Consider the following 22,896-nt stretch of genomic DNA (forward strand, 5'->3'; position numbering starts at 1 on the left):
GTAATGCCTACAGCCCGAAAGCCGCAGTCTAGAGCCTGAAACGTCCTACCAGACCCTGCAGGTGAGTCCCCAGGCGCGCCAGCTCGACGCTGGAGCTTGCCGTCTCCTCGCTGGCCGCGGAGGTCTGGTCGGAGATATCGCGCACGTTCATCACGCTGCGGTTGATCTCTTCGGCTACGGCGCTCTGTTGCTCGGCGGCAGTGGCGATCTGCTGGTTCATCGACTGGATCGACGACACAGTGCGGGTGATGGTGCCCAGCGAATCGCCGGCGCGGCGCGTCAGTTCCACGCTGCTGTCGGTGAGGGCACGGCTGCTGTCCATGACACCGGCCACGCGCTCGGTACCGTTCTGCAGGCTGGCAATCAGTTCTTCGATCTCTTCGGTGGACTGCTGGGTGCGCTGGGCTAGGCTGCGTACTTCGTCGGCGACCACGGCGAAGCCACGGCCCGCCTCGCCGGCACGGGCCGCCTCGATGGCGGCGTTGAGGGCCAGCAGGTTGGTCTGTTGGGCCACCGACTTGATCACATCGAGCACACTGCCGATCTTGTCGCTCTCGGCCTTTAGCTGGTTCATCGCTTCGCTGGAGTTGACCACTTCGCTGGCCAGACGCTCGATCTGGCTGATCGCCTCGCCCACCACCTTGTCACCTTCGCGGGCCTGCTGGTCGGCCATCAGTGCCGCTTCCGAGGCCTGTTCGGCGTTGCGCGCCACTTCCTGGACGGTGGCGGCCATCTCGTTCATGGCGGTGGCGACCTGGTCTGTCTCGACCTTCTGGTTGTTGACCCCGGCGCTGGTCTGCTCGGTGACCGCTGACAGTTCCTCGGCGGCGCTGGCAATCTGGGTCACGCCGTCGCCGATGCCACCGATCAGTTCGCGCAGGCCCTGGGTCATGCGTTGCATGCTGGCCTGCAACTGGCCCAGTTCGTCGCGTCGATCGCTCTTGAGATCCTGGCGCAGGTCGCCTCCGGCCACGCGTTCGGCGGCGGCGAGGGTCTGGCGCAGGGGCACGATGATCTGCCGGGTAATGGCGAACGCGGCGAGCACGCCCAGCAGCAAGGCCAGCGCCGTGGCACCGGCCAGTAGGGTCTTGGCCTGTTGGGTGCCCTGGTCGCGTACGGCGGTTTGCGAAACGGTCATTGCCTGGCTGGTGTCCAGCAGCACCTGACCCTGTGCGGACATGCGCGTCAACGCTTGCTCGCTGGCGGCCTGGGCATTGCCGAACTGCTTCACCGCGTCGCGGTAGGCGGCCAGCGCGCTGGCGGCGTCGTCCAGGCTGGCGGCGAACTCGGCGGGGAGCCTGGCGGGCAGGGCCTTGAGCACGGTCAGGGCCTGGTCGATGGCAGTGAGCGCTGTCTGCTGGAATTCGGCCTTGCCGCTATAGGTGTAGCCACGCACCTGGAAACGCGCCTGCTGCAGCAGCGCCGCGACTTGCACAGCCTCCTGGTACTGCTGGATATCGCCGCCCTGCAGCAGGCGCTGCTGGACCTTGCCGATCAGTTCGGCAGCCTTGTCGGCGCTGTCGCCCAGGGTGCCCCGGCTGGCCTCGCGACGCTGGCCGGCCTGCCTGAGCTCGGCGAAGGCTTGCTGGTACTGGCGCACGGCGCCTTGTTGCTGGTCCAGGCGCTGGCGGTCGGCGGGCAGTTCGATCTGCCCGAGCATGAACTGCACCTGGCGCTCGAGGTTGGCCAGGGCCTTCTCCAGCTCGGCCACGGAGGCGTCATCACGGTTGCGCTCATAGGCCAAGCGGGCGAGGCGCAGGTCCTGGGTGTACTGGTGGATTACCGAGATATTGCCGAGCTTGTCACCACGGCTGGTGACGCTGTCGATGCCCAGCCAACCGGTGAAGGTGATGCCCAGGGTGAGCAGTAGCACCAGGCCGAAGCCGATCCCCAACTTGCGATTGACGCTTACATTTCCCAGTGACTGGGCAAACCAACGGTACATAGACGACTCCCCGGCGCGTGGCAGTGCGGATTATTGTTTTGTTGCATAGGGCATCGGCGCACTGCGGGGAAACTTGATGAGAAAAAGCTGACTGTTTCGTCAGAAAATTCGCGAAAGCAAGGCCGTCACGGCCGTCTCCACGCGTAGGATCCTATCCCCTAATTGCACGGGCTCAAGGCCAGCCTTTCCTAGCAGCTCGACTTCATAGGGAATCCAGCCGCCCTCCGGGCCGATCGCCAGGGTTACCGGGCCTTCAACGGCCCGTGGGCAAGCGGGGTAGGGGCCAGGATGCCCGACCAGGCCGAGGGTGTCTGCGGCAATGGCGGGCAGGCGGTCTTCGACGAAGGGCTTGAAGCGCTTCTCGATGATCACCTCCGGCAGCACCGTGTCACGGGCTTGCTCCAGACCGAGAATGAGGTTTTCGCGGATGGTCTCGGGCTGGAGGAACGGCGTCTGCCAGAAGCTCTTCTCGACCTTGTAGCTGTTGACCAGGATCAGCCGCGGCACGCCCAGGGTGGCGACCGTCTGTAACAGCCGGCGCAGCATCTTCGGACGCGGCACGGCCAGCACCAGGGTAAGCGGCAGCTTGGCCGGTGGCTGCTGGTCGAAGGCTACCTGCAGTTCGGCTTCGTGATGCTCGAGGCGCACGACCTCGGCCTTGCCCATCAAGCCGTTTACGCGGCCCACGCGCAGGCTGTCGCCCACCGCCACGCGGTGGATCTCCTGCATGTGGATGAAGCGGCGATCAGCCAGGACAACACGGTCGGCCGACACGAAGTCGGCCTCTTCGAGGAGCAACAGATTCACGGTTGGGTCGCAGGCGGCTGGTCGTTGTGGTCGTTGTTCGCTTCGTCCGGCTCATGGCTGCGCTTGCGGATCAGACTGCCGCACAGCACGCCGACCTCGAACAGCATCCACATCGGCACGGCCAGGAGGGTCTGGGAGAAGATGTCCGGTGGGGTGAGGATCATGCCGACCACGAAGCAGCCGATGATCACGTACGGGCGGATCTTCTTCAGGTACTGCACGTCGACCACGCCGATCCACACCAGCAACACCACCGCCACGGGGATCTCGAAGGCGACCCCGAAGGCGAAGAACAGGGTCATGACGAAATCGAGGTAGCTGGAAATGTCGGTCATCATCGACACGCCTTCGGGCGTGGCGCTGGCGAAGAAGCCGAAGATCAGCGGGAACACCAGGAAATAGGCGAAGGCCATGCCGGCGTAGAACAGGAAGATGCTCGACACCAGCAGCGGGATGGCGATGCGCTTTTCATGGCGGTACAGGCCGGGGGCAATGAAACCCCAGATCTGTTGCAGGATGAACGGGATTGCCAGGAACAGCGAGACGATCATGGTCAACTTGAACGGCGTCAGGAACGGCGAGGCCACGTCGGTGGCGATCATCGTCGCGTTGGCCGGCAAGTGCTCGCGCAGCGGCGCCGAGACCAGGGTGTAGATCTGCTGGGCGAAGGAGAACAGCCCGGCGAAGATCAGGAAGATGGCGGCGACGCAGCGCAGCAGGCGGGTGCGCAGCTCGGTCAGGTGCGAGACCAGCGGCATCGGCTGGTCGGTTTCCGGATTCTCGCTCATGGGGCTCGCGGCGGTTGTGGCGGTTCGGAGGGTGTTGCTGCGGCCGGCTGCGCGGGCGCTGCGTCGGCGGCAGGCGTGGCGGGCGTTTCAGCGTTTGCCGGCGGCTGTGTGGGCGGCGTCAGCGGATTGAGGATGCGCTTGGCCTCCTGCTCCATCTGCAGGATGTGCTCGTTGTGCAGCTGGCGGCGGATGTCGTCCGCGCCGATCTCGCGCTCGACTTCCATCTTGATCGCGTTGAAGCTGCGCTTGAGACGGCCAATCCATAGCCCGGCAGTGCGTGCGGCCCCCGGCAGGCGCTCGGGGCCGAGCACCAGCAGGGCGACCAGGCCGACGAGCAGCAGCTCGCTGAAACTGATACCGAACATGGGTCAGTCTTTCCGCTGCGGCTCTTGAACCGGCTGGGCCTGGCCTTCGATGGTGTGGCCCTGGGCCTGCTGCGCGGTGTTCTGCACCGGCGCAGCAGGTTGCGCCGGCGGTGGGGTCTGCTCGGCCGGCTTGACTTCTTCTTCGTTCATGGCCTTGCGGAAGCCCTTGATCGATTCGCCCAGGTCGCTGCCGAAGTTCTTCAGTTTCTTGGTGCCGAACACCAGCACCACGACGACCAGCAGGACGATCCAGTGTTTCCAGTCAAAAATACCCATTTCGTACTCCTGAAAAATGTATGTCAGCCGGAACCGGCGCTATCGCGGGGCAAGCCCGTTCCTGTAAATACGCGCGGTCAGGCCTGTGGCTGACGGGCGGCCTTCTCGTCATGGCCGGAAAGGCCGAAGCGGCGCTCCAGTTCGTCGAGCACTGCCTGCGGATGCTGGCCCAGCGCGCTGAGCATGACCAGGCTATGAAACCACAGGTCCGCGGTCTCGTAGATGACATCGCTGTAATCCTTGCTGACGGCGGCATCCTTGGCAGCGATGATGGTCTCGATGGACTCTTCGCCGAGCTTCTCGAGGATCTTGTTCAAGCCCTTGTGATGCAGGCTGGCCACGTAGCTGCTGTCGGGCGCCGCGTGCTTGCGTTCTTCCAGGACCTCGGCGAGGCGGTTTAGCGTGTCGCTCATGTCAATGTCCTGCGCTATAGATGGCGTCCGGATCCTTGAGGACCGGATCGACAATTTTCCACTGGCCGTCTTCGAACACGCGATAGAAGCAGCTTTCGCGGCCGGTATGGCAGGCGATATGGCCCAGTTGCTCGACCATCAGGATGATCACGTCGGCGTCGCAGTCCAGGCGCATTTCGTGCAGCTTCTGCACATGGCCCGACTCTTCGCCCTTGCGCCACAGCTTGCCCCGCGAGCGCGACCAGTAGATGGCGCGATGCTCGGCTGCGGTCAGGGCGAGGGATTCACGGTTCATCCAGGCCATCATCAGCACGCGCCCGGTCTTGTGGTCCTGGGCGATCGCCGGTACCAGGCCATCGCTGTTCCACTTGATCTCGTCCAGCCAGTCTTTCATCGTCGACTCCAAACCGGGCCCGCTCCCGTACCGGGCCCCTGTACGCTAGTGTGCCAGCCGGCGGCGCGGCTGGCTATCGGCGCACGATCAGGTACAGGCCCGCTGCCAGCATCAACCACGCGGGCCAGGCGGCCGGGGCGCTGAGGCTGACCGCGCCGGCCGCCAGGGTGGCACCACCGCCGAGCAGGCCGGCACCGAGCAGGCGCAGCGCCCAGTTGTCGCCGGCGCGGCGTCGCTCGGGCAGTTGCGGGTCGTGCAGGTGCGGTTGCGACAGGCGCTCGAGCAGGTCGCGGGTCATGTCGGCCAGGTGCGGCAGTTGCTCGGCCTGGCTGTAGAGGTTGCCGATTACCGCCTTGGGGCTCATGCGCTCGCGCATCCAGCGTTCGAGGAAGGGCTTGGCGGTGCTCCACAGATCCAGGTCGGGGTAGAGCTGGCGACCCAGGCCTTCGATATTGAGCAGGGTCTTCTGCAGCAGCACCAGTTGTGGCTGGACTTCCATGTTGAAGCGCCGGGCCGTCTGGAACAGGCGCATCAGCACCTGGCCGAAGGAGATATCCTTGAGCGGTTTTTCGAAGATCGGCTCGCACACCGTGCGGATCGCCGCTTCGAATTCGTTGACCTTGGTCTGCGCCGGTACCCAGCCCGAATCGATGTGCAGCTGGGCCACGCGGCGGTAGTCGCGCTTGAAGAAGGCGATCAGGTTGCGGGCCAGGTAGTCCTGGTCCTCGGCGGTGAGGCTGCCGACGATACCGCAGTCGATGGCGATGTATTGCGGGCTCCACGGCTTGACCGTGCTGACGAAGATGTTGCCCGGGTGCATGTCGGCATGGAAGAAGCTGTCGCGGAACACCTGGGTGAAGAACACCTCGACGCCGCGTTCGGCCAGCATCTTCATGTCGGTGCGCTGGTCGGCCAGCGTCGCCATGTCGGTGACCGGCACGCCGTAGATGCGCTCCATCACCAGTACCTTGGGCCGGCAGAAGTCCCAGTAGACCTGGGGCACGTACATCAGCTCTGAGCCTTCGAAGTTGCGCCGCAGCTGGCTGGCGTTGGCGGCCTCGCGCAGCAGGTCGAGCTCGTCGTAGATGGTCTTTTCGTAGTCGCCGACGATTTCCACCGGGTGCAGGCGACGGGCATCGGCCGAGGCGCGCTCGGCGGCCTTGGCGATCAGGAACAGCCAGGCCAGGTCCTGGGCGATGACCGGCTTGAGGCCCGGGCGCACCACCTTGACCACCACTTCCTCGCCGCTCTTCAGGCGGGCGGCGTGTACCTGGGCCACCGAAGCCGAGGCCAGCGGCTCAACGTCGAAACGACTGAACACCTCGCTTACCTTGGCGCCGAGCTGTGCTTCGATCAGCGCCACGGCGTGCTGCGGGTCGAACGGTGGCACGCGGTCCTGCAGCAGCATCAGCTCGTCGGCGATGTCGGTGGGCAGCAGGTCGCGGCGGGTGGAGAGCAACTGGCCGAACTTGATGAAGATCGGCCCCAGGTCCTGCAGCGCCAGGCGCAGGCGTGCGCCGCGGCTCAGCTCCAGGGGCTTGCGCGGCAGCCAGCGCCAGGGCATCAGCAGGCGCAGGCTGGCCAGCCACCAGGGCAGCAGGGGTTGTTCGAACAGCAGGTCATCGAGGCGGTAGCGGATCACGACGCGCTGGATGCGCAACAGACGGCGGACGGCGAGCAGCTTCATGCGTTATCGCTGGTATCAAGAGTGTGGGCGAGGCGGCGCAGGCGTGCCTCGAGGCGTTCGATATCGACTTTCAGCGCATCGAGCTCGCTGAATGCCGCTTCGGCTTCGCGTTTGCCGACCAGGGTACGCGATTCCTCGGCCAGGTACTCGGAGAGATTCTCGCCGAAGCGGGCGAGGCCCTGGCGGGTCCAGCGCGCACGCAAGCGCAGGTGGCCGGCGATCAGCGCGGTGGGGACCGGCCCCAGCCAACGCTGCAGTTCGTGTTCCCAGTCCAGTTCCAGGTCCTGCAGGATGCCGAACAGGTCGAGCAGCACGGCGCTGTCGCCATGCAGCTCGACCTGGGGGCTGTGCAGCACCGCGGTCTTGTCTTTGGCCAATGCCAGCTGCGCCAGGCGCCCGGCGGGGGCGCGCAGGGTGCAGTCGACCTCGCTTTCCCAGTGGGCGGCGAGCATCAGGCCTTCCTCGTCGGGCAGCACGAACAGCTTCAGGGCCGGCTGCACGCAGTCGATCTCGATCACCTTGCCTTCCAGCGCCGCCAGGCGCGGGAGGGCGGTGCTGTCCAGGCGCAGGACACGGTTGAGCCCGTGCTCGACGCTGGCGAGCAGGCCGGCCAGGAGCATCAGGGCTTGATCCCCCGGTGCACGGCGACGATACCGCTGGTCATGTTGTGGTAGGTGACGCGGTCGAAGCCTGCCTCGACCATCATGCTCTTGAGCGTCTCCTGGTCGGGGTGCATGCGGATCGATTCGGCCAGGTAACGGTAGCTTTCCGAGTCGTTGGTGATGAGCTTGCCGGCCAGCGGCATGAAGGCGAACGAGTAGGCGTCGTAGGCCTTGGACATCAGCTTGTTGGTCGGCTTGGAGAATTCCAGGATCAACAGGCGGCCACCGGGCTTGAGCACGCGCAGCATGGAGCGGATGGCCGCATCCTTGTGCGTCACGTTGCGCAGGCCGAAGGCGATGGTCACGCAGTCGAAGTGGTTGTCCGGGAACGGCAGCTTTTCAGCGTCGGCCTGGACGAACTCGATATTGCCCGACACGCCGCGGTCGAGCAGGCGGTCGCGGCCGACCTTGAGCATCGATTCGTTGATGTCGGCCAGCACCACCTGCCCGGTCGGGCCGACCAGGCGCGAGAACTTGGCGGCCAGGTCGCCCGTGCCACCGGCGATGTCCAGCACGCGGTTGCCGCTGCGCACCCCGGACAGCTCGATGGTGAAGCGCTTCCACAGGCGGTGCATGCCGCCGGACAGCACGTCGTTCATCAGGTCGTACTTGGCGGCCACCGAGTGGAACACCTCGGCGACTTTCTTCGCCTTCTGGCTCTCGGGAACGTCCTGGTAGCCGAAGTGGGTGGTGGGTTCGGCGTGGTCGCCTTTGCGCTGGTCGGTCATATCGCTTCACCAGAAAAAAATTACGGCCATTCTAGGGGCTATGGGCGGATTTGTCTTGGCGGGGTGTGTCATGCAAAGGGGGCGGGCATAATGGCGATTATGTATTCATATCCAGGATCACCCGCATGACCCAGATCAGCGTCGAACGCAAACACACCCTCGGCCGTGAAGCCGCTCGCGCCAAGGCCGAGGCGCTGGTGGACAAGCTGACCCGCGAATACGACCTCAAGGCCAGCTGGAACGGTGATCGCGTCGATGTGAAACGCAGCGGCGCCAACGGCAGTGTGCATATCGGTGAGGACACCATCCGCGTCGAGCTCAAGCTGGGCATGATGCTGTCGATGATGAGCGGCACCATCAAGGGCGAGATCGAGCGGGCCCTGGACAAGGCGCTGGCCTGAGGTCACGGGTTCCTTGGCGTTTGTGGGAGCAGGCCTTGTGGAAGCAGGTATCGCGGGGCAAGCCCGCTCCCACGCAAACGCAAACGCTGCATGACTCCACCTTAGGGTGAGGATTCTAATTTTTCCGCCTACCTTCACGCTCAAGCCCTACCACCCCGGGCAGTTCCTCCCTCCCTTAAATGAGCATGAGGTGCAGAGCATGGCCAAAGTGAATCTCAAGCAGAAAGACGACGCCCAAGGCAGCACGCTGGGCGAGGTGCGCGGCTACGCCCGCAAGATCTGGCTGGCGGGCATCGGTGCCTACGCCCGTGTCGGCCAGGAAGGCTCCGACTACTTCAAGGAGTTGGTAAAAGCCGGCGAAGGCGTCGAGAAGCGCGGCAAGAAACGCCTCGACAAGGCTGTCGAAGCCGCCAATACCCAGATCGACGAAGCCACCCAGGAAGTCACCCGCGTGCCCGGCCGGGTCGAGGCGCAGCTGGACAAAATCGAACGCGCCTTCGACGCCCGTGTCGGTCGCGCCTTGAATCGCCTCGGCATTCCGTCTAAACATGACGTTGAGGCGTTGTCCATCAAGCTTGAACAGCTGCACGAGCTGCTCGAGCGCGTCGCGCACAAACCATAAGGAGAGCAGGATGGCTGGCAAGAAGAACACCGAGAAAGAAGGCAGCTCCTGGATCGGCGGAATCGAGAAGTACTCCCGCAAGATCTGGTTGGCTGGCCTGGGTATCTACTCCAAGGTCGACCAGGACGGTCCGAAGCTGTTCGATTCGCTGGTGAAAGACGGCGAGAAGGCCGAGAAGCAGGCGAAGAAAACCGCCGAAGACGTGGCTGAAAGCGCCAAGTCGTCGACCAATTCGCGAGTGTCGGGCGTGAAGGATCGTGCGCTGGGCAAGTGGAGCGAGCTGGAGGAAGCCTTCGACAAGCGCCTGAACAGCGCCATCTCGCGCCTGGGCGTGCCCAGCCGCAATGAGATCAAGGCCCTGCACCAGCAGGTCGATTCGCTGACCAAGCAGATCGAGAAACTGACCGGTGCCTCGGTCATCCCAATTTCCAAGACCAGCGCCAGCAAGACGGCCGCCAAACCGTTGGCCAAGGCAGCAGCCAAGCCAGCAGCCAAGACCGCTGCAGCAAAACCTGCGGCGAAACCTGCGGCGAAAACCGCCGCCGCGAAGCCGGCTGCCAAGGCCGCGGTCAAGCCTGTTGCGGCAAGACCTGCAGCAAAACCTGCTGCGGCGAAGAAGCCGGCCGTGAAGAAAGCGACGCCAGCCAAGCCTGTCGCCGCCAAGCCGGCTGCACCGGCGCCTGCTGCCACCGCTGCCCCGGCACCGAGCGCGGCGCCGGCTGGCAACACGCCGTCGGCACCGGTGAGCACAGGCTCCCAGGCCTGACATCGCGTCGCACGGATCGCGGGGCAAGCCCGCTCTCACGAAGCCAAGCACTCGTGGGGCGAACTTGCCCCGCGAGTGCTTCAGCCTTCCAGATAACGCATTGCCAGCTGCTCCGCCGCCATCCGCGCCGGGGGCTGCAGGTGCGGCGCTACCAGCATCATCACCTGGTACACCACCACGCCGACATCGCCCTCGCGGCCAAGCACGCGCTGATAATCAAGCGAGCACATCAGGGTCAGGGTGATCTGTTCCACCAATTGCCCCAGTGCCTGGGTCTCGCTGGTCACCTGGCCTTGGCCCTTGAGACTGGCCAGCAGCGCGGCCAAGGTGCGCTTGAGGGCGTTGATCAGGCTGCGCATGCCCCGCGCCAGCTTGGGCAGGCGCCCGGTCAGGTTGGACAGGTCCTGGAACAGGAAACGGTACTGGGCCATGCGTTCGACGATCAGGTGCAGGAACAGCCAGTAGTCCTCGGCATCCAGGCGTACGTCCAGCGGCGGGTCGAGCAGTGGCATCAATTGCTCTTCGAAACGCTCGAACAGGCCGATCACCAACGGCTCCTTGCCGTGGAAGTGGTAGTAGAGGTTGCCAGGGCTGATCCCCAGTTCGTTGGCGATCTCCAGGGTCGAGACGTTCGGTTCGCCCTGGCGGTTGAACAGCTGCAAGGCACATTCGAGGATTCGGTCGCGGGTCTTCATCCGGTCAGCGTGCCAGTACGTAGCTGCCGGGCGCGGGGCCCAGCGGTGGATAAGTGGCGTTGCCCAGCTCGTCGCGTGGCGTCCTGGGCGTGCCGGAGCGCTGCTCTATCCATTCCAGCCACAGGGGCCACCAGCTGCCGTCTCGGCGCTGGGCGTCGTGGAACCAGGCCCGCGGGTCGCTGGAGAGCTTGGGGTTTTCCAGGTAGTAGGCCTTGGGGTTGCCGGGCGGGTTGATGATGCTCTGGATATGGCCGCTGTTGGCCAGGATGAAGCGCCGCTCGCCGCCGAGCAGCAGGGCCGAGCGGTACACCGCGTCCCAAGGGGTGATGTGGTCGTTACTGCCGGCCACGGTGAAGCTGTCCAGTCCGACCTGCGAGAGGTCGATCGGAGTGCCGCACACCTCCAGGCCTTCGGGGAAGGTCAGCGGGTTGAGCTTGAAGAAATCCAGCAGGTCGCCGTGCAGCGCGGCCGGCAGGCGCGTGCTGTCGGCGTTCCAGTAGAGGATGTCGAAGGCCGGCGGCGTCTTGCCCATCAGGTAGTTGTTGACCCAGTAGTTCCAGATCAGGTCGTTGGGGCGCATCCAGGCGAAGATCCGTGCCACCTCGCCGCCGTCCAGCACGCCGCGCTGGTAGGAGCGGCGCTTGGCCGCCTCGATGGTCTGCTCGTCGGCGAACAGGCTGGCGGGGCTGTCGAACTGGCTGTCGAGCAGGCTCACCAGGTAGGTGGCACTGCGCACCTTGCGCAGCTGCTTCTTCGCCTGCAGGTGGCCCTGCAGCGCGGCCATGGTCAGGCCGCCGGCACAGGCGCCCATCAGGTTGGGGTCGCGGCTGCCGCTGATGCTTCGACAAGCGTTGAGCGCCTCCTCCAGGGCCTGTACATAGCTGGACAGGCCCCACTCGCGGTGGCGTGGGTCGGGGTTGCGCCAGCTGACCATGAATACCTGCAGGCCCTGCTTGAGCATGTACTGGACGAAGCTGTTGGTCGGGCCCAAGTCGAAGATATAGAACTTGTTGATCTGTGGTGGCACCACCAACAGAGGTCGGGCGTACTGTTTCTCGCTCATGGGCTTGTACTGGATCAGCTCCAGCAGCTCGTTGCGAAACACCACTGCGCCCGGTGTGGCGGCCAGGTTGCCGCCAACCTCGAAGGCCCGCTCGTCCACCTGCCGTGGCAGGCCGTCGTTGTGGCGCAGGTCGTCGAGCATGTGGCTGACACCGCGCAGAAGGCTCAGGCCGCCGGTGTTGAACAGTTCCTTGACCGCTAGCGGGTTGAGCAGCGAGTTGCTAGGGGCGAAGGCGTCGCTGACCAGGTTGAACAGGAACTGCGCCCTGGCCCGATCGTCGTCGGCCAGGCTGCTTTCCTCGATCCACAGGCGCGTCTGCTTCTGCCAGGCAAGGTAGGCCTGCAGGCCGCGGCGGTAGAACGGGTTCTGGCTCCAGGTCGGGTCGCTGAAGCGGGTGTCCCGTGGGTGGGGCTGGTAGGGGCTGTCGCCGATCAGCACGCGTCCCAGCTGGCCGCCGAGGGTCAGCAGGTGATGCGCGGTGTGTAGCGGATTGCGCAGGCCGATCCGGCTGACCTGGCGCAGGGTCGAGAACAGGTCGCGACCGCGCAGTCCGGTGATGGCGTTCTGCACGTTCATGCTCGTGGCGGGGACCGGTGTCGATCCTCTGGCCGGTTTGTCCTTCATGCCAACACTCCTTCGTCAGATCCATTTCCGCGTTGGCCTTGGTGCGGGTAAAGCACCTCCTGCAGGCTCGCATCACCTGCCTGGGAGTGCCCGCAAAGGCCCGTGCTGACGCAATAAAAAGCCTTCCTACCCCCGTGCCGCTGGCCGAGGGTGCATGACCGCACGTTGGCGTTCTTGCTCGAGGAATTTCATGATGATCGGGGCGACGGCCTCGGCCCGGGTGATCAGGAACAGGTGGCCATCATCGATTATGTGTAGCTGGGCATTGGGAATCCGCCAGGCCAGCAGGCGCATGTTGATCAGCGGGATCAGCGGATCGTCGTCGCCGGCCAGCACCAGGGTGGGCTGGTGGATCTTGTGCAGCCAGTGGATGCTGGTCCAGCCGAGCCCGGCGAACAGCTGCCAGTAGTAACCCAGCTTGCCGCCCGAACGAACCTTCGAGGCATGGTGCATGGCCAGGTCCGGATCCCGGCGAAAGCCGCCGCCATAGATCAGCGGCGCGATGCGGATGACATGGGAGGGCTGCACGTAGCGCCGTGGGCTGGCCATCATCCACAACACCTTGGGCTTGCCCGGTACCATCACCGCGCCGGCGGCGGTGGCGGCCAGCACCAGTTTCTTGCAGCGTTCGGGGTAGTCGTGGGCGAATTGCTGGGCCAGGGCGCCGCCCCAGGACACGCCGATGACGTTGACCTGGCCGTAGTCCAGGTAGTCGAGCATGCGCGCGGTCAGCTTGGCCAGGCCGGGAAAACGGTAGGGGTGACGGGGCGTGGACGAGCCGCCCACCCCGGGCACGTCGAAGGCGATGACCTCCAGGTCCGGGTCCAGGGCCTCAATGAATGGAAACACCAGCTCGAGGTTGGCGCCGATGCCGTTGAAGATCAGCAGCGGCGTCAGGTGAGGCTTGCCCGGGCGGACCGCAGTGCGGATGGACTGGTCGTCCAGCTCGACGGTCCTGAAGATATACGGTTGCGGCATGCGCGTGACTCTGTGGTGAAAGTAGCGCCGCGCTGCGCCACCAGGCGCACCACGGCGGTTCGGCTCAACGCTCGTGCACGTATGTTCCCGGTGCGGCCTCGCCTGCGGTATAGGCGCGGTTACCCAGGCGTGTAGGTGCCTTCTTGAGTTCGCCGGCGCGCTCACCCAGCCAGGCCTGCCAGTGCAGCCACCAGGAGTCGGCGTGCTTGACCGCGTTCTCCTGCCAGGCCACCGGGTCGTCCGGGCGATCCTCGCCGGTCATGAAGCGCGCCTTGGGGTTGCCCGGTGGGTTGAGAATGCTCTGGATATGGCCACTGTTGGACAGCACGAACTCGATCTTGCCGCCGAACAGGTGGGCCGAGCGGTAGCACGACTGCCAGGGCGTGATGTGGTCGGCGGTGCCGGCAACGCTGTAGATGTCGCAGTCGACCTGTTTCAGGTCGATGGCGGTGCCGCACACCTCGAGGGCATTGGAGCGGGTCAGCGGGTTGTTCTTGAACATTTCGATCAGGTCGCCGTGGAAGGCGGCCGGCAATCGGGTGGTGTCGTTATTCCAGAACAGAATGTCGAACACTGGCGGCTCGTTGCCGAGCAAGTAGTTGTTGACCCAGTAGTTCCAGATCAGGTCATTGGGGCGCATCCAGGCGAACACCTTGGCCATGTCGCTACCTTCGAGTACGCCGGACTGATAGGAGTGACGCTTGGCCGCCTCCAGGGTCTGCTCGTCGACGAACAATGCCACCTGGGTGTCGACGGTGGTGTCGAGCACGCTTACCAGCAGGGTCAGGGCATTGACCTTTTTCTCGCCGAGGGCGGCGTAGTGGCCCACCAGCGCCGTGCAAGTGATACCCCCGGAGCAGGCACCGAGCATGTTCAGGTCCTTGCTGCCGGTGATTGCCAGTACCGCGTCGACGGCTTCCTTGAGTGCGTCGATGTAGGTGGACAGGCCCCACTCGCGCTGGGCCTTGGTCGGGTTGCGCCAGCTGACGATGAAAGTCTGTTGCTGTGAGCGCAGGCAGAAGCGCGCCAGGCTCTTTTCCGGGCTCAGGTCGAAGACGTAGAACTTGTTGATCTGCGGCGGCACTACCAGCAGCGGGCGGCTGTGCACCTGCTCGGTGATGGGGCTGTACTGGATCAGCTCCAGCACATCGTTGCGGTACACCACCGCGCCTTCGCTGGTGCCGAGGTTCTTGCCGACCTCGAAAGCCTCCATGTTCACCTGGCTGGGCATGCCGCCGTTGTTGACGATGTCCTTGGCCAGGTTGGACAAGCCGTCGAGCAGGCTCTTGCCGCCGGTCTCGAAGAAGCGCTTGACCGCGGCCGGGTTGGAGAGGGTGTTGGTGGGGGCCATGGCCTCGGTCACCAGGTTGATGACGAACTGCCCGCGGCTGATGTCCTGCGGCGACAGGTCGCTCTCGCTGATCCAGTCGTTGAGTTCCTTGCGCCAGGCCAGATAGGTCTGCAGGTAGCGGCGATAAAGGGGGTTCTTGCTCCACGCCGGGTCGCTGAAGCGACGGTCGTCGCCTTCCGGTTGCAGCGCCGACTTGCCCAGCAGGACGTTCTTCAGCTCCAGGCCAAAGTGCGCCACGTGCTTGGCGCTGTGCAAGGGCTGGCGCATGGCCTGGCGCAATACCGTGCGCGCCGATGTCAGTAGATCCTTGCGGCGAATGCCGATGACCGGGTTCAGCCCCAGGGTGTTTTCCGAGGCCTGCCGCTGCAACTCATCGTTGTTCTTGTTACTCATCTACGACGCTCCGTTGTCCTGAGACGAGTACCGGCGTGCTGTGACAGCCCGGTACTGCTACTCGGGTGACCAGTGATAAGGAACAGCGGTGCTGCGACCGGATGCGTGCCGATGATGAGCTGCTGGGGTTTCTGCGTGTGAAGACAACCTGCTTTCGCTCGCGACCTCTACATACCGGCCTGGCCCTGCCTGCCCGGAGGCGATGCAGGGAACTTGCCAGCTCCATTGGTTACCCGACTTTCGTGTAATGCGCAAGACAGCCAATCTTTGGCAGTCATCCAGGCATTCAAGCAGATGAGATTAGAAAATGCGCTCTAAAGCTTGCGGGGCTTGAGCTAGAGCATCAATTTCACCACCGATTCGGACGGGTCGCGGGATTTGCCCGCTTTGTGCAATTCGTCGAGGTAGTCGGCCCATAGCTGCTCCTGGCGCAGGCACAGCTGCTCGAGGTATTCCCAGGTGAACAATCCTGAGTCATGGCCGTCGTCGAAGGTCAGTTTCAGTGCATATTGACCGGCCGGTTCCAGGCCGCTGAGGCCGACGTTGATCTTGCCGAATTGCAGGATGGGATTGCCGTGGCCCTGGACTTCGGCGGAAGGCGAGTGCACGCGCAGGAACTCGGCGGGCAGGTGGTAGACCTCGCCGGGGGCGTAGGTGAGGGTGAGGGTCTTGGAGGCTTTGTGCAGATTGATCGCGGTGGGTAGGCGGGCCATGGGTGACTCTCTCTTTGGCTTCAAGCTGCAAGCTTCGAGTGATTCCAGGCATTGTGCAAGGGGGCCGCAAGGCGGCCCCCCTGAGGTCTTACAGGATGTAACGCGACAGGTCTTCGTTCTGCGCCAGCTCACCCAGGTGGCTGTTGACGTAGGCGGCGTCGATGTGGATCGGCGTCTCGTCGTGAGCGCTGGCCAGGTCGCCGGCGCTGAACGACACCTCTTCGAGCAGGCGCTCGAGCAGGGTGTGCAGGCGGCGGGCACCGATGTTCTCGGTCTTCTCGTTGACCTGGTAGGCGATCTCGGCCAGGCGCTTGAGGCCCTCGTCGGCGAACTCGATGTTCAGGCCCTCGGTCTTGAGCAGGGCGCTGTACTGCTCGGTCAGCGAGGCGTGCGGCTCCTTGAGGATGCGCTCGAAGTCTTCCGGGGTCAGCGCCTTGAGCTCGACACGGATCGGCAGGCGGCCTTGCAGCTCGGGCACCAGGTCGCTCGGCTTGCTCAGGTGGAACGCGCCGGAGGCGATGAACAGGATGTGGTCTGTCTTGACCATGCCCAGCTTGGTGTTGACGGTGCAGCCTTCGATCAGCGGCAGCAGGTCGCGCTGCACGCCTTCACGGGAGACATCGGCGCCGCCAACGTTACCACGCTTGGCAACCTTGTCGATTTCGTCGATGAACACGATACCGTGCTGCTCGACCGCTTCCAGGGCCTTGGCCTTGAGCTCTTCCTCATTGACCAGGCGGCCGGCTTCTTCGTCGCGGACCATCTTCAGCGCGTCCTTGACCTTGAGCTTGCGCGCCTTGCGCTTGCCCTTGCCCATGTTGGCGAACAGGCTCTGCAGCTGGTTGGTCATCTCCTCCATGCCGGGCGGCGCGGCGATCTCGACGCCCATGTTCTCGGCGACTTCGATCTCGATTTCCTTGTCGTCCAGCTGGCCTTCGCGCAGGCGCTTGCGGAACAGCTGGCGGGTGTTGGAGTCGCTGCTGCTCTGCTGGGCTTCCTCGCTGAAGCTGCTGACCCGCGCCTGCGGCAGCAGGGCATCGAGGATGCGGTCCTCGGCGGCGTCCTCGGCGCGGTGGCGCACGCGGACGATCTCCTGCTCGCGCAGCATCTTCAGCGCGGCGTCGGCCAGGTCGCGGATGATCGACTCGACGTCACGGCCAACGTAGCCAACCTCGGTGAACTTGGTCGCCTCGACCTTGATGAACGGCGCATTGGCCAGCTTGGCCAGGCGGCGGGCGATTTCGGTCTTGCCCACGCCGGTGGGGCCGATCATCAGGATGTTCTTGGGGGTGACTTCGGCACGCAGCTCGGCGGGTAGCTGCATGCGCCGCCAGCGGTTGCGCAGGGCAATGGCGACAGCGCGCTTGGCGTCGTCCTGGCCGATGATGTGGCGGTTGAGTTCGTGGACGATTTCGCGTGGGGTCATGGACATGATGTATGGGGTCCTCAAGCACAGTGATCAGTGTGGAAAAGTCCCGCTGCGAGCGGGACGCCAAAACAACTGATTCACTCGGCCAGGTCCTGCTCCTCGATGGTCAGGTTGTGGTTGGTGAACACGCAGATGTCGCCGGCGATGTTCAGGGCGGCCTCGGTGATCTCGCGGGCCGACAGGTCGGTCTTGTTCAGCAGGGCGCGGGCCGCGGCCTGGGCATAGCCACCGCCGGAACCCATGGCGATCAGCCCGTCCTCGGGTTCGACCACGTCGCCGTTGCCGGTGATGATCAGGGATGCATCCTTGTTGGCCACGGCCAGCATCGCTTCCAGGCGGCTCAGCGAGCGGTCGGTACGCCATTCCTTTGCCAGCTCGACGGCGGCACGCACCAGGTGGCCGGAGTGTTTCTGCAGTTGGGCTTCGAAGCGCTCGAACAGGGTGAAGGCATCGGCGGTGGCACCGGCAAAACCGGCGATGACCTGGCCGTTGTACAGGCGACGCACTTTCTTGGCGTTGCCTTTCATCACGGTGTTGCCGAGGGAAACCTGGCCGTCGCCGCCCATGACGACTTTGCCGTTACGGCGGACAGAAACGATGGTAGTCAAGGGAGAGTCTCCACGCAGCGGGGCGAAAATGCCTGATGCAGACTCATATGGGGGGAGGGGGGAAGGATTTCAACCGAGAGGGATGAATGGTTGTTTCAAGGCATTGCCTGGCAGGCCTGCTCCACACGATGACCCCAGGGGGCTTCGTGGGAGCGGGCTTGCCCCGCGAGGGCGTTACTCAGGCCTCGTGGCAGACGTGTCCATCGACCAAGGTATAACGCACCGCACCCGGCAGGCAGTGGCCGATGAACGGGCAGTTTTCGCCGCGGGAGAACCAGTGTTCGCCGGCCACGGTCGAGGCTTTCGGGTCGAACAGCACCAGATCGGCGGCGGCGCCGACTTTCAGCTCGCCGGCCGGCAGGCGCATGGCCTTGGCCGGGCCGCTGCTCAGGCGCGCCAACAGGGTCGGCAGGTCGAGCAGGCCATCTTCGACCAAGGTCATGGCCAGTGGCAGCAACAGCTCGACACAGCTGATGCCTGGCTCGGTGGCACCGAACGGCGCCAACTTGGCATCGAGCTCGTGGGGCTGGTGATGACTGGAGATCGCCTGGATCACCCCGGATTTCACCGCTTCGCGCAGGCCGTCGCGGTCGGCGGCAGTGCGCAGCGGCGGCTGCACGTGGTACAGGCTGGAGAAGTCGCGCAGGGCCTCGTCGGTGAGGATCAACTGGTACAGCGCCACATCGGCGGTGACCGGTAGCCCCAACTGCTGGGCCTGGGCGATTAGCCGGGCGCCGCGGGCGCTGGTGATCTGGGTGAAGTGGGCGCGCACGCCGCTCTGCTCGACCAGCAGCAGGTTACGGGCCAGGGCCACGGTCTCGGCGGTTTCCGGGATGCCAGGCAGGCCGAGGAAGCTGGCCATCGGGCCCTCGTGGGCGAGGCCGCCCTGGGCCAGGTCACGGTCCTGGGAGTGGAACACCACGGTCAGGTCAAAGGTGGCGGCGTATTCCAGGGCGCGGGCCAGGGTGCGGTTGTTGGGGATCTCTTTCAGGCCGTTGCCGAAGGCCACGCAGCCGGTGTCGCGCAGGGCCACCAGTTCGGCCAGTTGCTCGCCTTCCAGGCCTTTGGTCAGGGCGCCGATCGGATAGACCTTGCTGTTGGCCGCTTCGCGGGCGCGGTCGAGGATCAGTTCGGCGACCGCCGAGGTGTCCAGTACCGGCTTGGTCTGCGGCGGGCAGCACAGGCTGGTGACGCCGCCGGCGACCGCGGCGCGGGTTTCGCTGGCGATGTTGCCCTTGCGGCTGTAGCCCGGTTCGCGCAGGGAGACGCCGAGGTCGACCAGGCCAGGTGCGGCGACCAGGCCTTCGGCCTGGATCGTGCGGCTGGCGCTGAAGCCGGCCGGGGCCGCGCCGATGGCGGCAATGCGCCCGCCATCGAGGTGCAGGTCGGTGATGGTGTCCAGGCCGTTGGCAGGGTCGATGACCCGGGCGCCGATGATGCTTAGGGTCACTGGGCGTTCTCCTGCTCGAATTGACGTTGCGCGTTCTGCCCGCTCATGGCCATGGACAGCACGGCCATGCGCACGGCGATGCCGTAGGTGACCTGGTTGAGGATCACCGAGTGCTTGCCGTCGGCCACCGCCGACTCGATCTCCACCCCGCGGTTGATCGGACCCGGGTGCATGACGATGGCGTCGGGCTTGGCGCCGGCCAGGCGCGCGGTGGTCAGGCCGAACAGGCGGTAGAACTCGCCCTCGCTGGGCAGCAGGCCGCCGGCCATGCGCTCGCGCTGCAGGCGCAGCATGATCACCACGTCGACATCCTTGAGGCCTTCGGCAAGGTCGGTGTAGACCTTCACGCCGTACTGCTCGATGCCGATCGGGATCAGTGTCTTCGGGCCAATCACGCGGATGTCCGGGCAGCCCAGCGCCTTGAGCGCAAGCATGTCCGAGCGTGCTACGCGCGAGTGCAGGATATCGCCGACGATGGCCACCGACAGGTTCTCGAAGCTACCCTTGTGTCGACGAATGGTGAGCATGTCGAGCATACCCTGGGTCGGGTGCGCGTGGCGGCCGTCACCGCCGTTGATCACGGCCACGTCCGGGCACACGTGCTCGGCGATGAAATGGGCGGCACCGGAGTCGGAGTGGCGCACGACGAACATGTCGGCGGCCATGGCCTCCAGGTTGCGCAGGGTATCGAACAGGGTCTCGCCCTTGCTGGTCGAGGAGGTCGACACGTTCAGGCTGATCACGTCGGCCGACAGGCGCTGGGCGGCCAGCTCGAAGGTGGTGCGGGTACGGGTGGAGTTCTCGAAGAACACGTTGCACACGGTCTTGCCGCGCAGCAGCGGGACTTTTTTGACGGCCCGGGCGCCGACTTCGAGGAACGAGTCGGCGGTGTCGAGGATTTCGGTCAGCAGTTCGCGGGGCAAACCGTCGAGCGAGAGGAAGTGGCGCAGCTGGCCCTGATCATTGAGCTGCAGCGGGCGCTTGGCGTCGAATGGCGTCATCGCGGGGGACTCTTAAAGGGCGGATGCGGGAGCGAGGTCCTGGCGCTCGAGGGCGAGCGGCGTGGGTCCGGTCAATTTTACCCGTTCATGGGCGCCCAGGGACAGGGTGGCGCCAAGCACATTCGGGCGGATCGGCAGTTCGCCGGCATCCAGGTCGAGCAGGCACACCAGTGTCACGCTGGCCGGGCGGCCGTAGTCGAACAGCTCGTTGAGGGCGGCGCGGATGGTACGCCCGCTCATCAGCACGTCGTCCACCAGCACCAGGTGCTGGCCTTCGACCTCGAAAGGCAGTTCCGAGGGGCGCACCTGCGGGTGCAGGCCGTTCTGGCTGAAATCGTCACGATAGAAGGAGACGTCCAGGGTACCCAGCGGGCTCTGGTCGCCGAGCTCGGCCTGCAGGGCCTGGGCTACCCACACGCCGCCGGTGCGGATACCGATGAAGCGTGACTCGACGATGGCGCGGCGGGCCAGGTGGGCGCGAAGGTCGACGGCCATCTGCCGGATCAGGTCGGCGGGATTGGGTAGGCTCATTGCGTGCTCCTCGGAAGGCGGGCGCCGGCAAGCCGCCGGCGGCAAAGCGGATTTAAGTGTTGGCCTCCAGCCAGCCTTGCAGCAGCAGGGCCGCGGCGATGGCGTCGACCGGATTGTCGCGGTAGCTGCCGTGACGGCCGCCACGGGCCATCTGCTCGCCCTTGGCTTCGAAGGTGGTGAGCCGTTCGTCGTGGGTGTGTACGGGCAGGTTGTAGCGGCCGTGCAGGCGACGGGCGAATTTTTCGGCGCGTTCGCTCATTTCGCTGGGCGTGCCGTCCATGTTCAGCGGCAGGCCGACGACGATGGCGTCGGGTTTCCATTCCTTGATCAGCTTCTCGACCTGGTTCCAGTCCGGCACGCCGTTCTGTGCCTTGAGCGTGCACAGTTCTCGGGCGTGGCCGGTGATCACCTGGCCGACGGCCACACCGATCTGCCGGGTGCCGTAGTCGAAGCCAAGCAGCAAGCGCAGTTCGGCCATCAGGCGTGGCCCGCCTGGCTGGTCAGCAGGCTGAGGTTGATCCCCAGGCTGGCGGCGGCGGCGCCCAGGCGCATGTCGCTGGCCACGCCGAAGATGATCTCGGGGTCGAAGGGGCAGTTGAGCCAGGCGTTGTCGGCAAGCTCGGCCTCCAGCTGGCCGGCTTCCCAGCCCGCGTAGCCCAGGGTGATCAGGCTCTTGCGCGGACCGTCGCCGGCGGCGATGGCGAACAGCACGTCCTGTGAGGTGGACAGCGACAAGCCCTCCAGCTCGACCGTGGCCTGGTAGCTGCGGTCGTTGCTGTGCAGCACGAAGCCGCGGTCGGTCTGCACCGGCCCTCCCTGGTAGATCGGGATGTGCAGGGTGCTGGCCGGCGGCTCATCGTCCGGGCGCAACTGTTCGAGGATGTCGGCCAGGTTCAGCTCCTGCGGGCGGTTGACCACCAGGCCCATGGCGCCGTGGGCATTGTGCTCGACGATGTAGGTGAGGGTCTGGGCAAAGTTCGGATCGGCCATGTGCGGCATGGCGATCAGGAACTGGTGCTTGAGGTAGCTGGGGGCGAGGGTCTTCATGTCCGCTAGTGTGGCGCCAGGTGGCGAGGCTGACAAGGTGTGCAGAGGGCTGGAGGTATTCCCGCTCCCACCGGGGTGCCCGTCACCCTCGGGTCAGTTGCTCTGCAGCCGGTCACCCCGGGCAAAGCGCCAGGTACGGATGATCTCCAGGCGGTCGAACTCCGCCAGGTCCCCGGTGAACGGCGCGAAGGGCGCCGCCAGGCGCACGATGCGCTGGGCGGCCTGGTCCAGCACTGGCTGGCCCGAGGACTCCAGCACCAGTACCTCGTACAGTGAGCCGTCGCGGTTGATCGACACCATCATCCGCAGGCTGCCGTACATCTGCTGGCGCCGGGCTTCTTCGGGGTAGTTGAGGTTGCCGATGCGCTCGACCTTCTTGCGCCACTCTTCCTTGTACCAGGCGCCCTTGTCGCGCAGGGTCGAGGCGGCGTTCAGGCGGTGGATGCGCGGGCGCTTGGCGTAGAGCTGCTGTTCCTCGGACAGCTCGGCCTCGAGGCTGGCGATCTGGCTGGACAGCTGCGAGCTGTCGAAGTCCGGAACCTTTGCCTGGGGCTGGGGTTGCGGCTTGCTTTCCTTCGGCTTGGGCTCGACTTTCTGCGGCTTCGGCGCCTGGGTGGCGACCACGGCCTTGGCCGGTGCCGGGGGTGTTTGCGGTTTCGCCGCCGGGGGCGGGGTGATCTTGTTGATCTTGCTGTCCTGGAACGGCGCGACCTCGGTGGTCTTGGGCACCGCTTTCTTGTCCAGGGTGCCGCTGCCCTGCTGGTTGTCCTGGGCCTGGAAGTCGGCCTTCTCGGGCGCTTTCTCGCTCTTGAAGGTGGCCAGGGTGATGTCCATGGCGTGATGAATCTCGGCCGGTTTGACCACGGTGAAACCCACGCCCAGGATCAGCGCCAGGTGCACCAGGGCGGCCAGGAACAGGGTGAAACCGAGCCGGTCCACCGGGCGAACGCGCGGTGGCAGCAGGTCGGGTGGGATGTCAGCGGGAAGCGTCATCGGGTATCCAGCAACCGCTAGGCTCTGTACGAAAAGCCTTGATACTTGTTCATGCTGCGTTGAGAACAGCCTCGGAATGCTCATGTACTCCAGTACACTCCGCTTCCTCGGCTGTTTTCGCCTTGCCTGACCTGCGTCTCAAGACTTTTCGTACAGAGCCTCTGCG

General features: G+C 65.1%; 26 protein-coding genes. 3 read left to right on the top strand and 23 right to left on the bottom strand.

Going from position 1 to position 22,896, the window contains the following annotated elements; all coding sequences use genetic code 11:
* Positions 1 to 28: 28 nt before the first annotated feature.
* The 10 genes from C3F42_RS19985 to ubiE all read right to left on the bottom strand — a co-directional run bounded on the left by C3F42_RS19985 (position 29) and on the right by ubiE (position 8,065).
* Complete coding sequence (locus tag C3F42_RS19985) at positions 29 to 1,945, bottom strand: methyl-accepting chemotaxis protein (RefSeq protein ID WP_104444792.1); 1,917 nt, start codon at positions 1,943 to 1,945, stop codon at positions 29 to 31.
* A 99-nt stretch (positions 1,946 to 2,044) separates the two neighbouring features.
* Complete coding sequence (locus C3F42_RS19990) at positions 2,045 to 2,752, bottom strand: 16S rRNA (uracil(1498)-N(3))-methyltransferase (RefSeq protein WP_104444793.1); 708 nt, start codon at positions 2,750 to 2,752, stop codon at positions 2,045 to 2,047.
* Entirely contained in the window at positions 2,749 to 3,540 is a 792-nt protein-coding gene (gene tatC, locus C3F42_RS19995) for a twin-arginine translocase subunit TatC (RefSeq protein WP_094012335.1), read from the bottom strand. Before tatC ends, C3F42_RS19990 begins: the two co-directional genes overlap by 4 nt.
* Complete coding sequence (gene tatB / locus C3F42_RS20000; protein ID WP_023632587.1) at positions 3,537 to 3,905, bottom strand: Sec-independent protein translocase protein TatB; 369 nt, start codon at positions 3,903 to 3,905, stop codon at positions 3,537 to 3,539. Before tatB ends, tatC begins: the two co-directional genes overlap by 4 nt.
* 3 nt (positions 3,906 to 3,908) lie before the next feature.
* Complete coding sequence (locus C3F42_RS20005; RefSeq protein WP_038706932.1) at positions 3,909 to 4,181, bottom strand: twin-arginine translocase TatA/TatE family subunit; 273 nt, start codon at positions 4,179 to 4,181, stop codon at positions 3,909 to 3,911.
* Positions 4,182 to 4,258: 77 nt separating this feature from the next.
* Positions 4,259 to 4,594, bottom strand: a complete 336-nt coding sequence (locus C3F42_RS20010; RefSeq protein WP_104444794.1) for a phosphoribosyl-ATP diphosphatase — start codon at positions 4,592 to 4,594, stop codon at positions 4,259 to 4,261.
* Position 4,595: 1 nt separating this feature from the next.
* On the bottom strand, positions 4,596 to 4,988 hold the full coding sequence (hisI, locus tag C3F42_RS20015) for a phosphoribosyl-AMP cyclohydrolase (protein WP_023632585.1): 393 nt from the start codon (positions 4,986 to 4,988) through the stop codon (positions 4,596 to 4,598).
* A 73-nt stretch (positions 4,989 to 5,061) separates the two neighbouring features.
* A complete protein-coding gene (gene ubiB / locus C3F42_RS20020; protein ID WP_104444795.1) occupies positions 5,062 to 6,675 on the bottom strand; it encodes a ubiquinone biosynthesis regulatory protein kinase UbiB in 1,614 nt (537 codons plus the stop codon).
* The gene (locus tag C3F42_RS20025; RefSeq protein WP_038706930.1) at positions 6,672 to 7,295 is read right to left on the bottom strand and encodes an SCP2 domain-containing protein; all 624 of its coding nucleotides are present in this window, start codon (positions 7,293 to 7,295) and stop codon (positions 6,672 to 6,674) included. The genes ubiB and C3F42_RS20025 overlap by 4 nt, the downstream gene beginning before the upstream one ends.
* Positions 7,295 to 8,065, bottom strand: a complete 771-nt coding sequence (gene ubiE, locus C3F42_RS20030; protein WP_023632556.1) for a bifunctional demethylmenaquinone methyltransferase/2-methoxy-6-polyprenyl-1,4-benzoquinol methylase UbiE — start codon at positions 8,063 to 8,065, stop codon at positions 7,295 to 7,297. The genes C3F42_RS20025 and ubiE overlap by 1 nt, the downstream gene beginning before the upstream one ends.
* A 125-nt stretch (positions 8,066 to 8,190) precedes the next feature.
* Between ubiE and C3F42_RS20035 the strand changes: the two genes are divergently transcribed.
* The 3 genes from C3F42_RS20035 to C3F42_RS20045 all read left to right on the top strand — a co-directional run bounded on the left by C3F42_RS20035 (position 8,191) and on the right by C3F42_RS20045 (position 9,854).
* On the top strand, positions 8,191 to 8,466 hold the full coding sequence (locus tag C3F42_RS20035) for a polyhydroxyalkanoic acid system family protein (RefSeq protein WP_023632555.1): 276 nt from the start codon (positions 8,191 to 8,193) through the stop codon (positions 8,464 to 8,466).
* Positions 8,467 to 8,665: 199 nt separating this feature from the next.
* Positions 8,666 to 9,088, top strand: a complete 423-nt coding sequence (locus C3F42_RS20040) for a phasin family protein (protein ID WP_023632554.1) — start codon at positions 8,666 to 8,668, stop codon at positions 9,086 to 9,088.
* 10 nt (positions 9,089 to 9,098) lie between these two features.
* A complete protein-coding gene (locus tag C3F42_RS20045) occupies positions 9,099 to 9,854 on the top strand; it encodes a phasin family protein (RefSeq protein ID WP_104444796.1) in 756 nt (251 codons plus the stop codon).
* Positions 9,855 to 9,934: 80 nt separating this feature from the next.
* Here C3F42_RS20045 and C3F42_RS20050 read toward each other — a convergent pair whose 3' ends face one another.
* The 13 genes from C3F42_RS20050 to C3F42_RS20110 all read right to left on the bottom strand — a co-directional run bounded on the left by C3F42_RS20050 (position 9,935) and on the right by C3F42_RS20110 (position 22,730).
* Positions 9,935 to 10,549, bottom strand: a complete 615-nt coding sequence (locus C3F42_RS20050) for a TetR/AcrR family transcriptional regulator (RefSeq protein ID WP_023632837.1) — start codon at positions 10,547 to 10,549, stop codon at positions 9,935 to 9,937.
* A gap of 4 nt (positions 10,550 to 10,553) precedes the next feature.
* Positions 10,554 to 12,236: a class II poly(R)-hydroxyalkanoic acid synthase gene (gene phaC / locus C3F42_RS20055; protein ID WP_038706928.1), complete on the bottom strand. Its 1,683-nt coding sequence runs from the start codon at positions 12,234 to 12,236 to the stop codon at positions 10,554 to 10,556.
* 126 nt (positions 12,237 to 12,362) lie between these two features.
* Positions 12,363 to 13,214 (bottom strand): poly(3-hydroxyalkanoate) depolymerase, encoded by an 852-nt coding sequence (phaZ, locus tag C3F42_RS20060; RefSeq protein WP_038706927.1) that lies wholly within the window; start codon positions 13,212 to 13,214, stop codon positions 12,363 to 12,365.
* A gap of 64 nt (positions 13,215 to 13,278) precedes the next feature.
* Positions 13,279 to 14,958: a class II poly(R)-hydroxyalkanoic acid synthase gene (gene phaC / locus C3F42_RS20065; protein WP_023630549.1), complete on the bottom strand. Its 1,680-nt coding sequence runs from the start codon at positions 14,956 to 14,958 to the stop codon at positions 13,279 to 13,281.
* A 335-nt stretch (positions 14,959 to 15,293) separates the two neighbouring features.
* The gene (locus C3F42_RS20070) at positions 15,294 to 15,671 is read right to left on the bottom strand and encodes a gamma-butyrobetaine hydroxylase-like domain-containing protein (protein WP_046853917.1); all 378 of its coding nucleotides are present in this window, start codon (positions 15,669 to 15,671) and stop codon (positions 15,294 to 15,296) included.
* A gap of 88 nt (positions 15,672 to 15,759) precedes the next feature.
* A complete protein-coding gene (hslU, locus tag C3F42_RS20075) occupies positions 15,760 to 17,103 on the bottom strand; it encodes an ATP-dependent protease ATPase subunit HslU (protein WP_046853918.1) in 1,344 nt (447 codons plus the stop codon).
* A 74-nt stretch (positions 17,104 to 17,177) separates the two neighbouring features.
* On the bottom strand, positions 17,178 to 17,708 hold the full coding sequence (hslV, locus tag C3F42_RS20080) for an ATP-dependent protease subunit HslV (RefSeq protein ID WP_011536056.1): 531 nt from the start codon (positions 17,706 to 17,708) through the stop codon (positions 17,178 to 17,180).
* 178 nt (positions 17,709 to 17,886) lie between these two features.
* A complete protein-coding gene (locus C3F42_RS20085; RefSeq protein WP_104444797.1) occupies positions 17,887 to 19,158 on the bottom strand; it encodes a dihydroorotase in 1,272 nt (423 codons plus the stop codon).
* Positions 19,155 to 20,159, bottom strand: a complete 1,005-nt coding sequence (locus tag C3F42_RS20090) for an aspartate carbamoyltransferase catalytic subunit (protein ID WP_038706925.1) — start codon at positions 20,157 to 20,159, stop codon at positions 19,155 to 19,157. The genes C3F42_RS20085 and C3F42_RS20090 overlap by 4 nt, the downstream gene beginning before the upstream one ends.
* A 12-nt stretch (positions 20,160 to 20,171) precedes the next feature.
* On the bottom strand, positions 20,172 to 20,690 hold the full coding sequence (gene pyrR / locus C3F42_RS20095) for a bifunctional pyr operon transcriptional regulator/uracil phosphoribosyltransferase PyrR (RefSeq protein WP_038706924.1): 519 nt from the start codon (positions 20,688 to 20,690) through the stop codon (positions 20,172 to 20,174).
* A 52-nt stretch (positions 20,691 to 20,742) separates the two neighbouring features.
* Positions 20,743 to 21,168 carry a Holliday junction resolvase RuvX gene (ruvX, locus tag C3F42_RS20100; RefSeq protein ID WP_023633141.1) on the bottom strand — a complete coding sequence of 142 codons (426 nt, stop codon included), beginning with the start codon at positions 21,166 to 21,168 and terminating at the stop codon, positions 20,743 to 20,745.
* On the bottom strand, positions 21,168 to 21,737 hold the full coding sequence (locus tag C3F42_RS20105) for a YqgE/AlgH family protein (RefSeq protein ID WP_038706923.1): 570 nt from the start codon (positions 21,735 to 21,737) through the stop codon (positions 21,168 to 21,170). Before C3F42_RS20105 ends, ruvX begins: the two co-directional genes overlap by 1 nt.
* Positions 21,738 to 21,830: 93 nt before the next feature.
* Positions 21,831 to 22,730, bottom strand: a complete 900-nt coding sequence (locus C3F42_RS20110) for an energy transducer TonB (protein ID WP_104444798.1) — start codon at positions 22,728 to 22,730, stop codon at positions 21,831 to 21,833.
* Positions 22,731 to 22,896 lie beyond the last annotated feature (166 nt).

Origin of the sequence: Pseudomonas sp. PONIH3, from assembly GCF_002934345.1 — a bacterium.
In the GTDB taxonomy this organism is placed as follows: domain Bacteria; phylum Pseudomonadota; class Gammaproteobacteria; order Pseudomonadales; family Pseudomonadaceae; genus Aquipseudomonas; species Aquipseudomonas soli.

What these genes read in the sequence shown, in the direction of transcription:
- phaZ (WP_038706927.1), bottom strand. Translation starts at nt 13,214, where the DNA reads ATGCCGCAACCGTATATCTTCAGGACCGTCGAGCTGGACGACCAGTCC.
- C3F42_RS20025 (WP_038706930.1), bottom strand. Translation starts at nt 7,295, where the DNA reads ATGCTCCTGGCCGGCCTGCTCGCCAGCGTCGAGCACGGGCTCAACCGT.
- C3F42_RS20040 (WP_023632554.1), top strand. Translation starts at nt 8,666, where the DNA reads ATGGCCAAAGTGAATCTCAAGCAGAAAGACGACGCCCAAGGCAGCACG.
- C3F42_RS20045 (WP_104444796.1), top strand. Translation starts at nt 9,099, where the DNA reads ATGGCTGGCAAGAAGAACACCGAGAAAGAAGGCAGCTCCTGGATCGGC.
- hslU (WP_046853918.1), bottom strand. Translation starts at nt 17,103, where the DNA reads ATGTCCATGACCCCACGCGAAATCGTCCACGAACTCAACCGCCACATC.
- hisI (WP_023632585.1), bottom strand. Translation starts at nt 4,988, where the DNA reads ATGAAAGACTGGCTGGACGAGATCAAGTGGAACAGCGATGGCCTGGTA.
- phaC (WP_023630549.1), bottom strand. Translation starts at nt 14,958, where the DNA reads ATGAGTAACAAGAACAACGATGAGTTGCAGCGGCAGGCCTCGGAAAAC.
- C3F42_RS20110 (WP_104444798.1), bottom strand. Translation starts at nt 22,730, where the DNA reads ATGACGCTTCCCGCTGACATCCCACCCGACCTGCTGCCACCGCGCGTT.
- C3F42_RS20090 (WP_038706925.1), bottom strand. Translation starts at nt 20,159, where the DNA reads ATGACGCCATTCGACGCCAAGCGCCCGCTGCAGCTCAATGATCAGGGC.
- C3F42_RS20050 (WP_023632837.1), bottom strand. Translation starts at nt 10,549, where the DNA reads ATGAAGACCCGCGACCGAATCCTCGAATGTGCCTTGCAGCTGTTCAAC.
- tatB (WP_023632587.1), bottom strand. Translation starts at nt 3,905, where the DNA reads ATGTTCGGTATCAGTTTCAGCGAGCTGCTGCTCGTCGGCCTGGTCGCC.
- C3F42_RS20010 (WP_104444794.1), bottom strand. Translation starts at nt 4,594, where the DNA reads ATGAGCGACACGCTAAACCGCCTCGCCGAGGTCCTGGAAGAACGCAAG.
- ubiE (WP_023632556.1), bottom strand. Translation starts at nt 8,065, where the DNA reads ATGACCGACCAGCGCAAAGGCGACCACGCCGAACCCACCACCCACTTC.
- C3F42_RS19985 (WP_104444792.1), bottom strand. Translation starts at nt 1,945, where the DNA reads ATGTACCGTTGGTTTGCCCAGTCACTGGGAAATGTAAGCGTCAATCGC.
- C3F42_RS20035 (WP_023632555.1), top strand. Translation starts at nt 8,191, where the DNA reads ATGACCCAGATCAGCGTCGAACGCAAACACACCCTCGGCCGTGAAGCC.
- tatC (WP_094012335.1), bottom strand. Translation starts at nt 3,540, where the DNA reads ATGAGCGAGAATCCGGAAACCGACCAGCCGATGCCGCTGGTCTCGCAC.
- C3F42_RS20105 (WP_038706923.1), bottom strand. Translation starts at nt 21,737, where the DNA reads ATGAAGACCCTCGCCCCCAGCTACCTCAAGCACCAGTTCCTGATCGCC.
- phaC (WP_038706928.1), bottom strand. Translation starts at nt 12,236, where the DNA reads ATGAAGGACAAACCGGCCAGAGGATCGACACCGGTCCCCGCCACGAGC.
- C3F42_RS20070 (WP_046853917.1), bottom strand. Translation starts at nt 15,671, where the DNA reads ATGGCCCGCCTACCCACCGCGATCAATCTGCACAAAGCCTCCAAGACC.
- ubiB (WP_104444795.1), bottom strand. Translation starts at nt 6,675, where the DNA reads ATGAAGCTGCTCGCCGTCCGCCGTCTGTTGCGCATCCAGCGCGTCGTG.
- ruvX (WP_023633141.1), bottom strand. Translation starts at nt 21,168, where the DNA reads ATGGCCGAACTGCGCTTGCTGCTTGGCTTCGACTACGGCACCCGGCAG.
- C3F42_RS20005 (WP_038706932.1), bottom strand. Translation starts at nt 4,181, where the DNA reads ATGGGTATTTTTGACTGGAAACACTGGATCGTCCTGCTGGTCGTCGTG.
- pyrR (WP_038706924.1), bottom strand. Translation starts at nt 20,690, where the DNA reads ATGAGCCTACCCAATCCCGCCGACCTGATCCGGCAGATGGCCGTCGAC.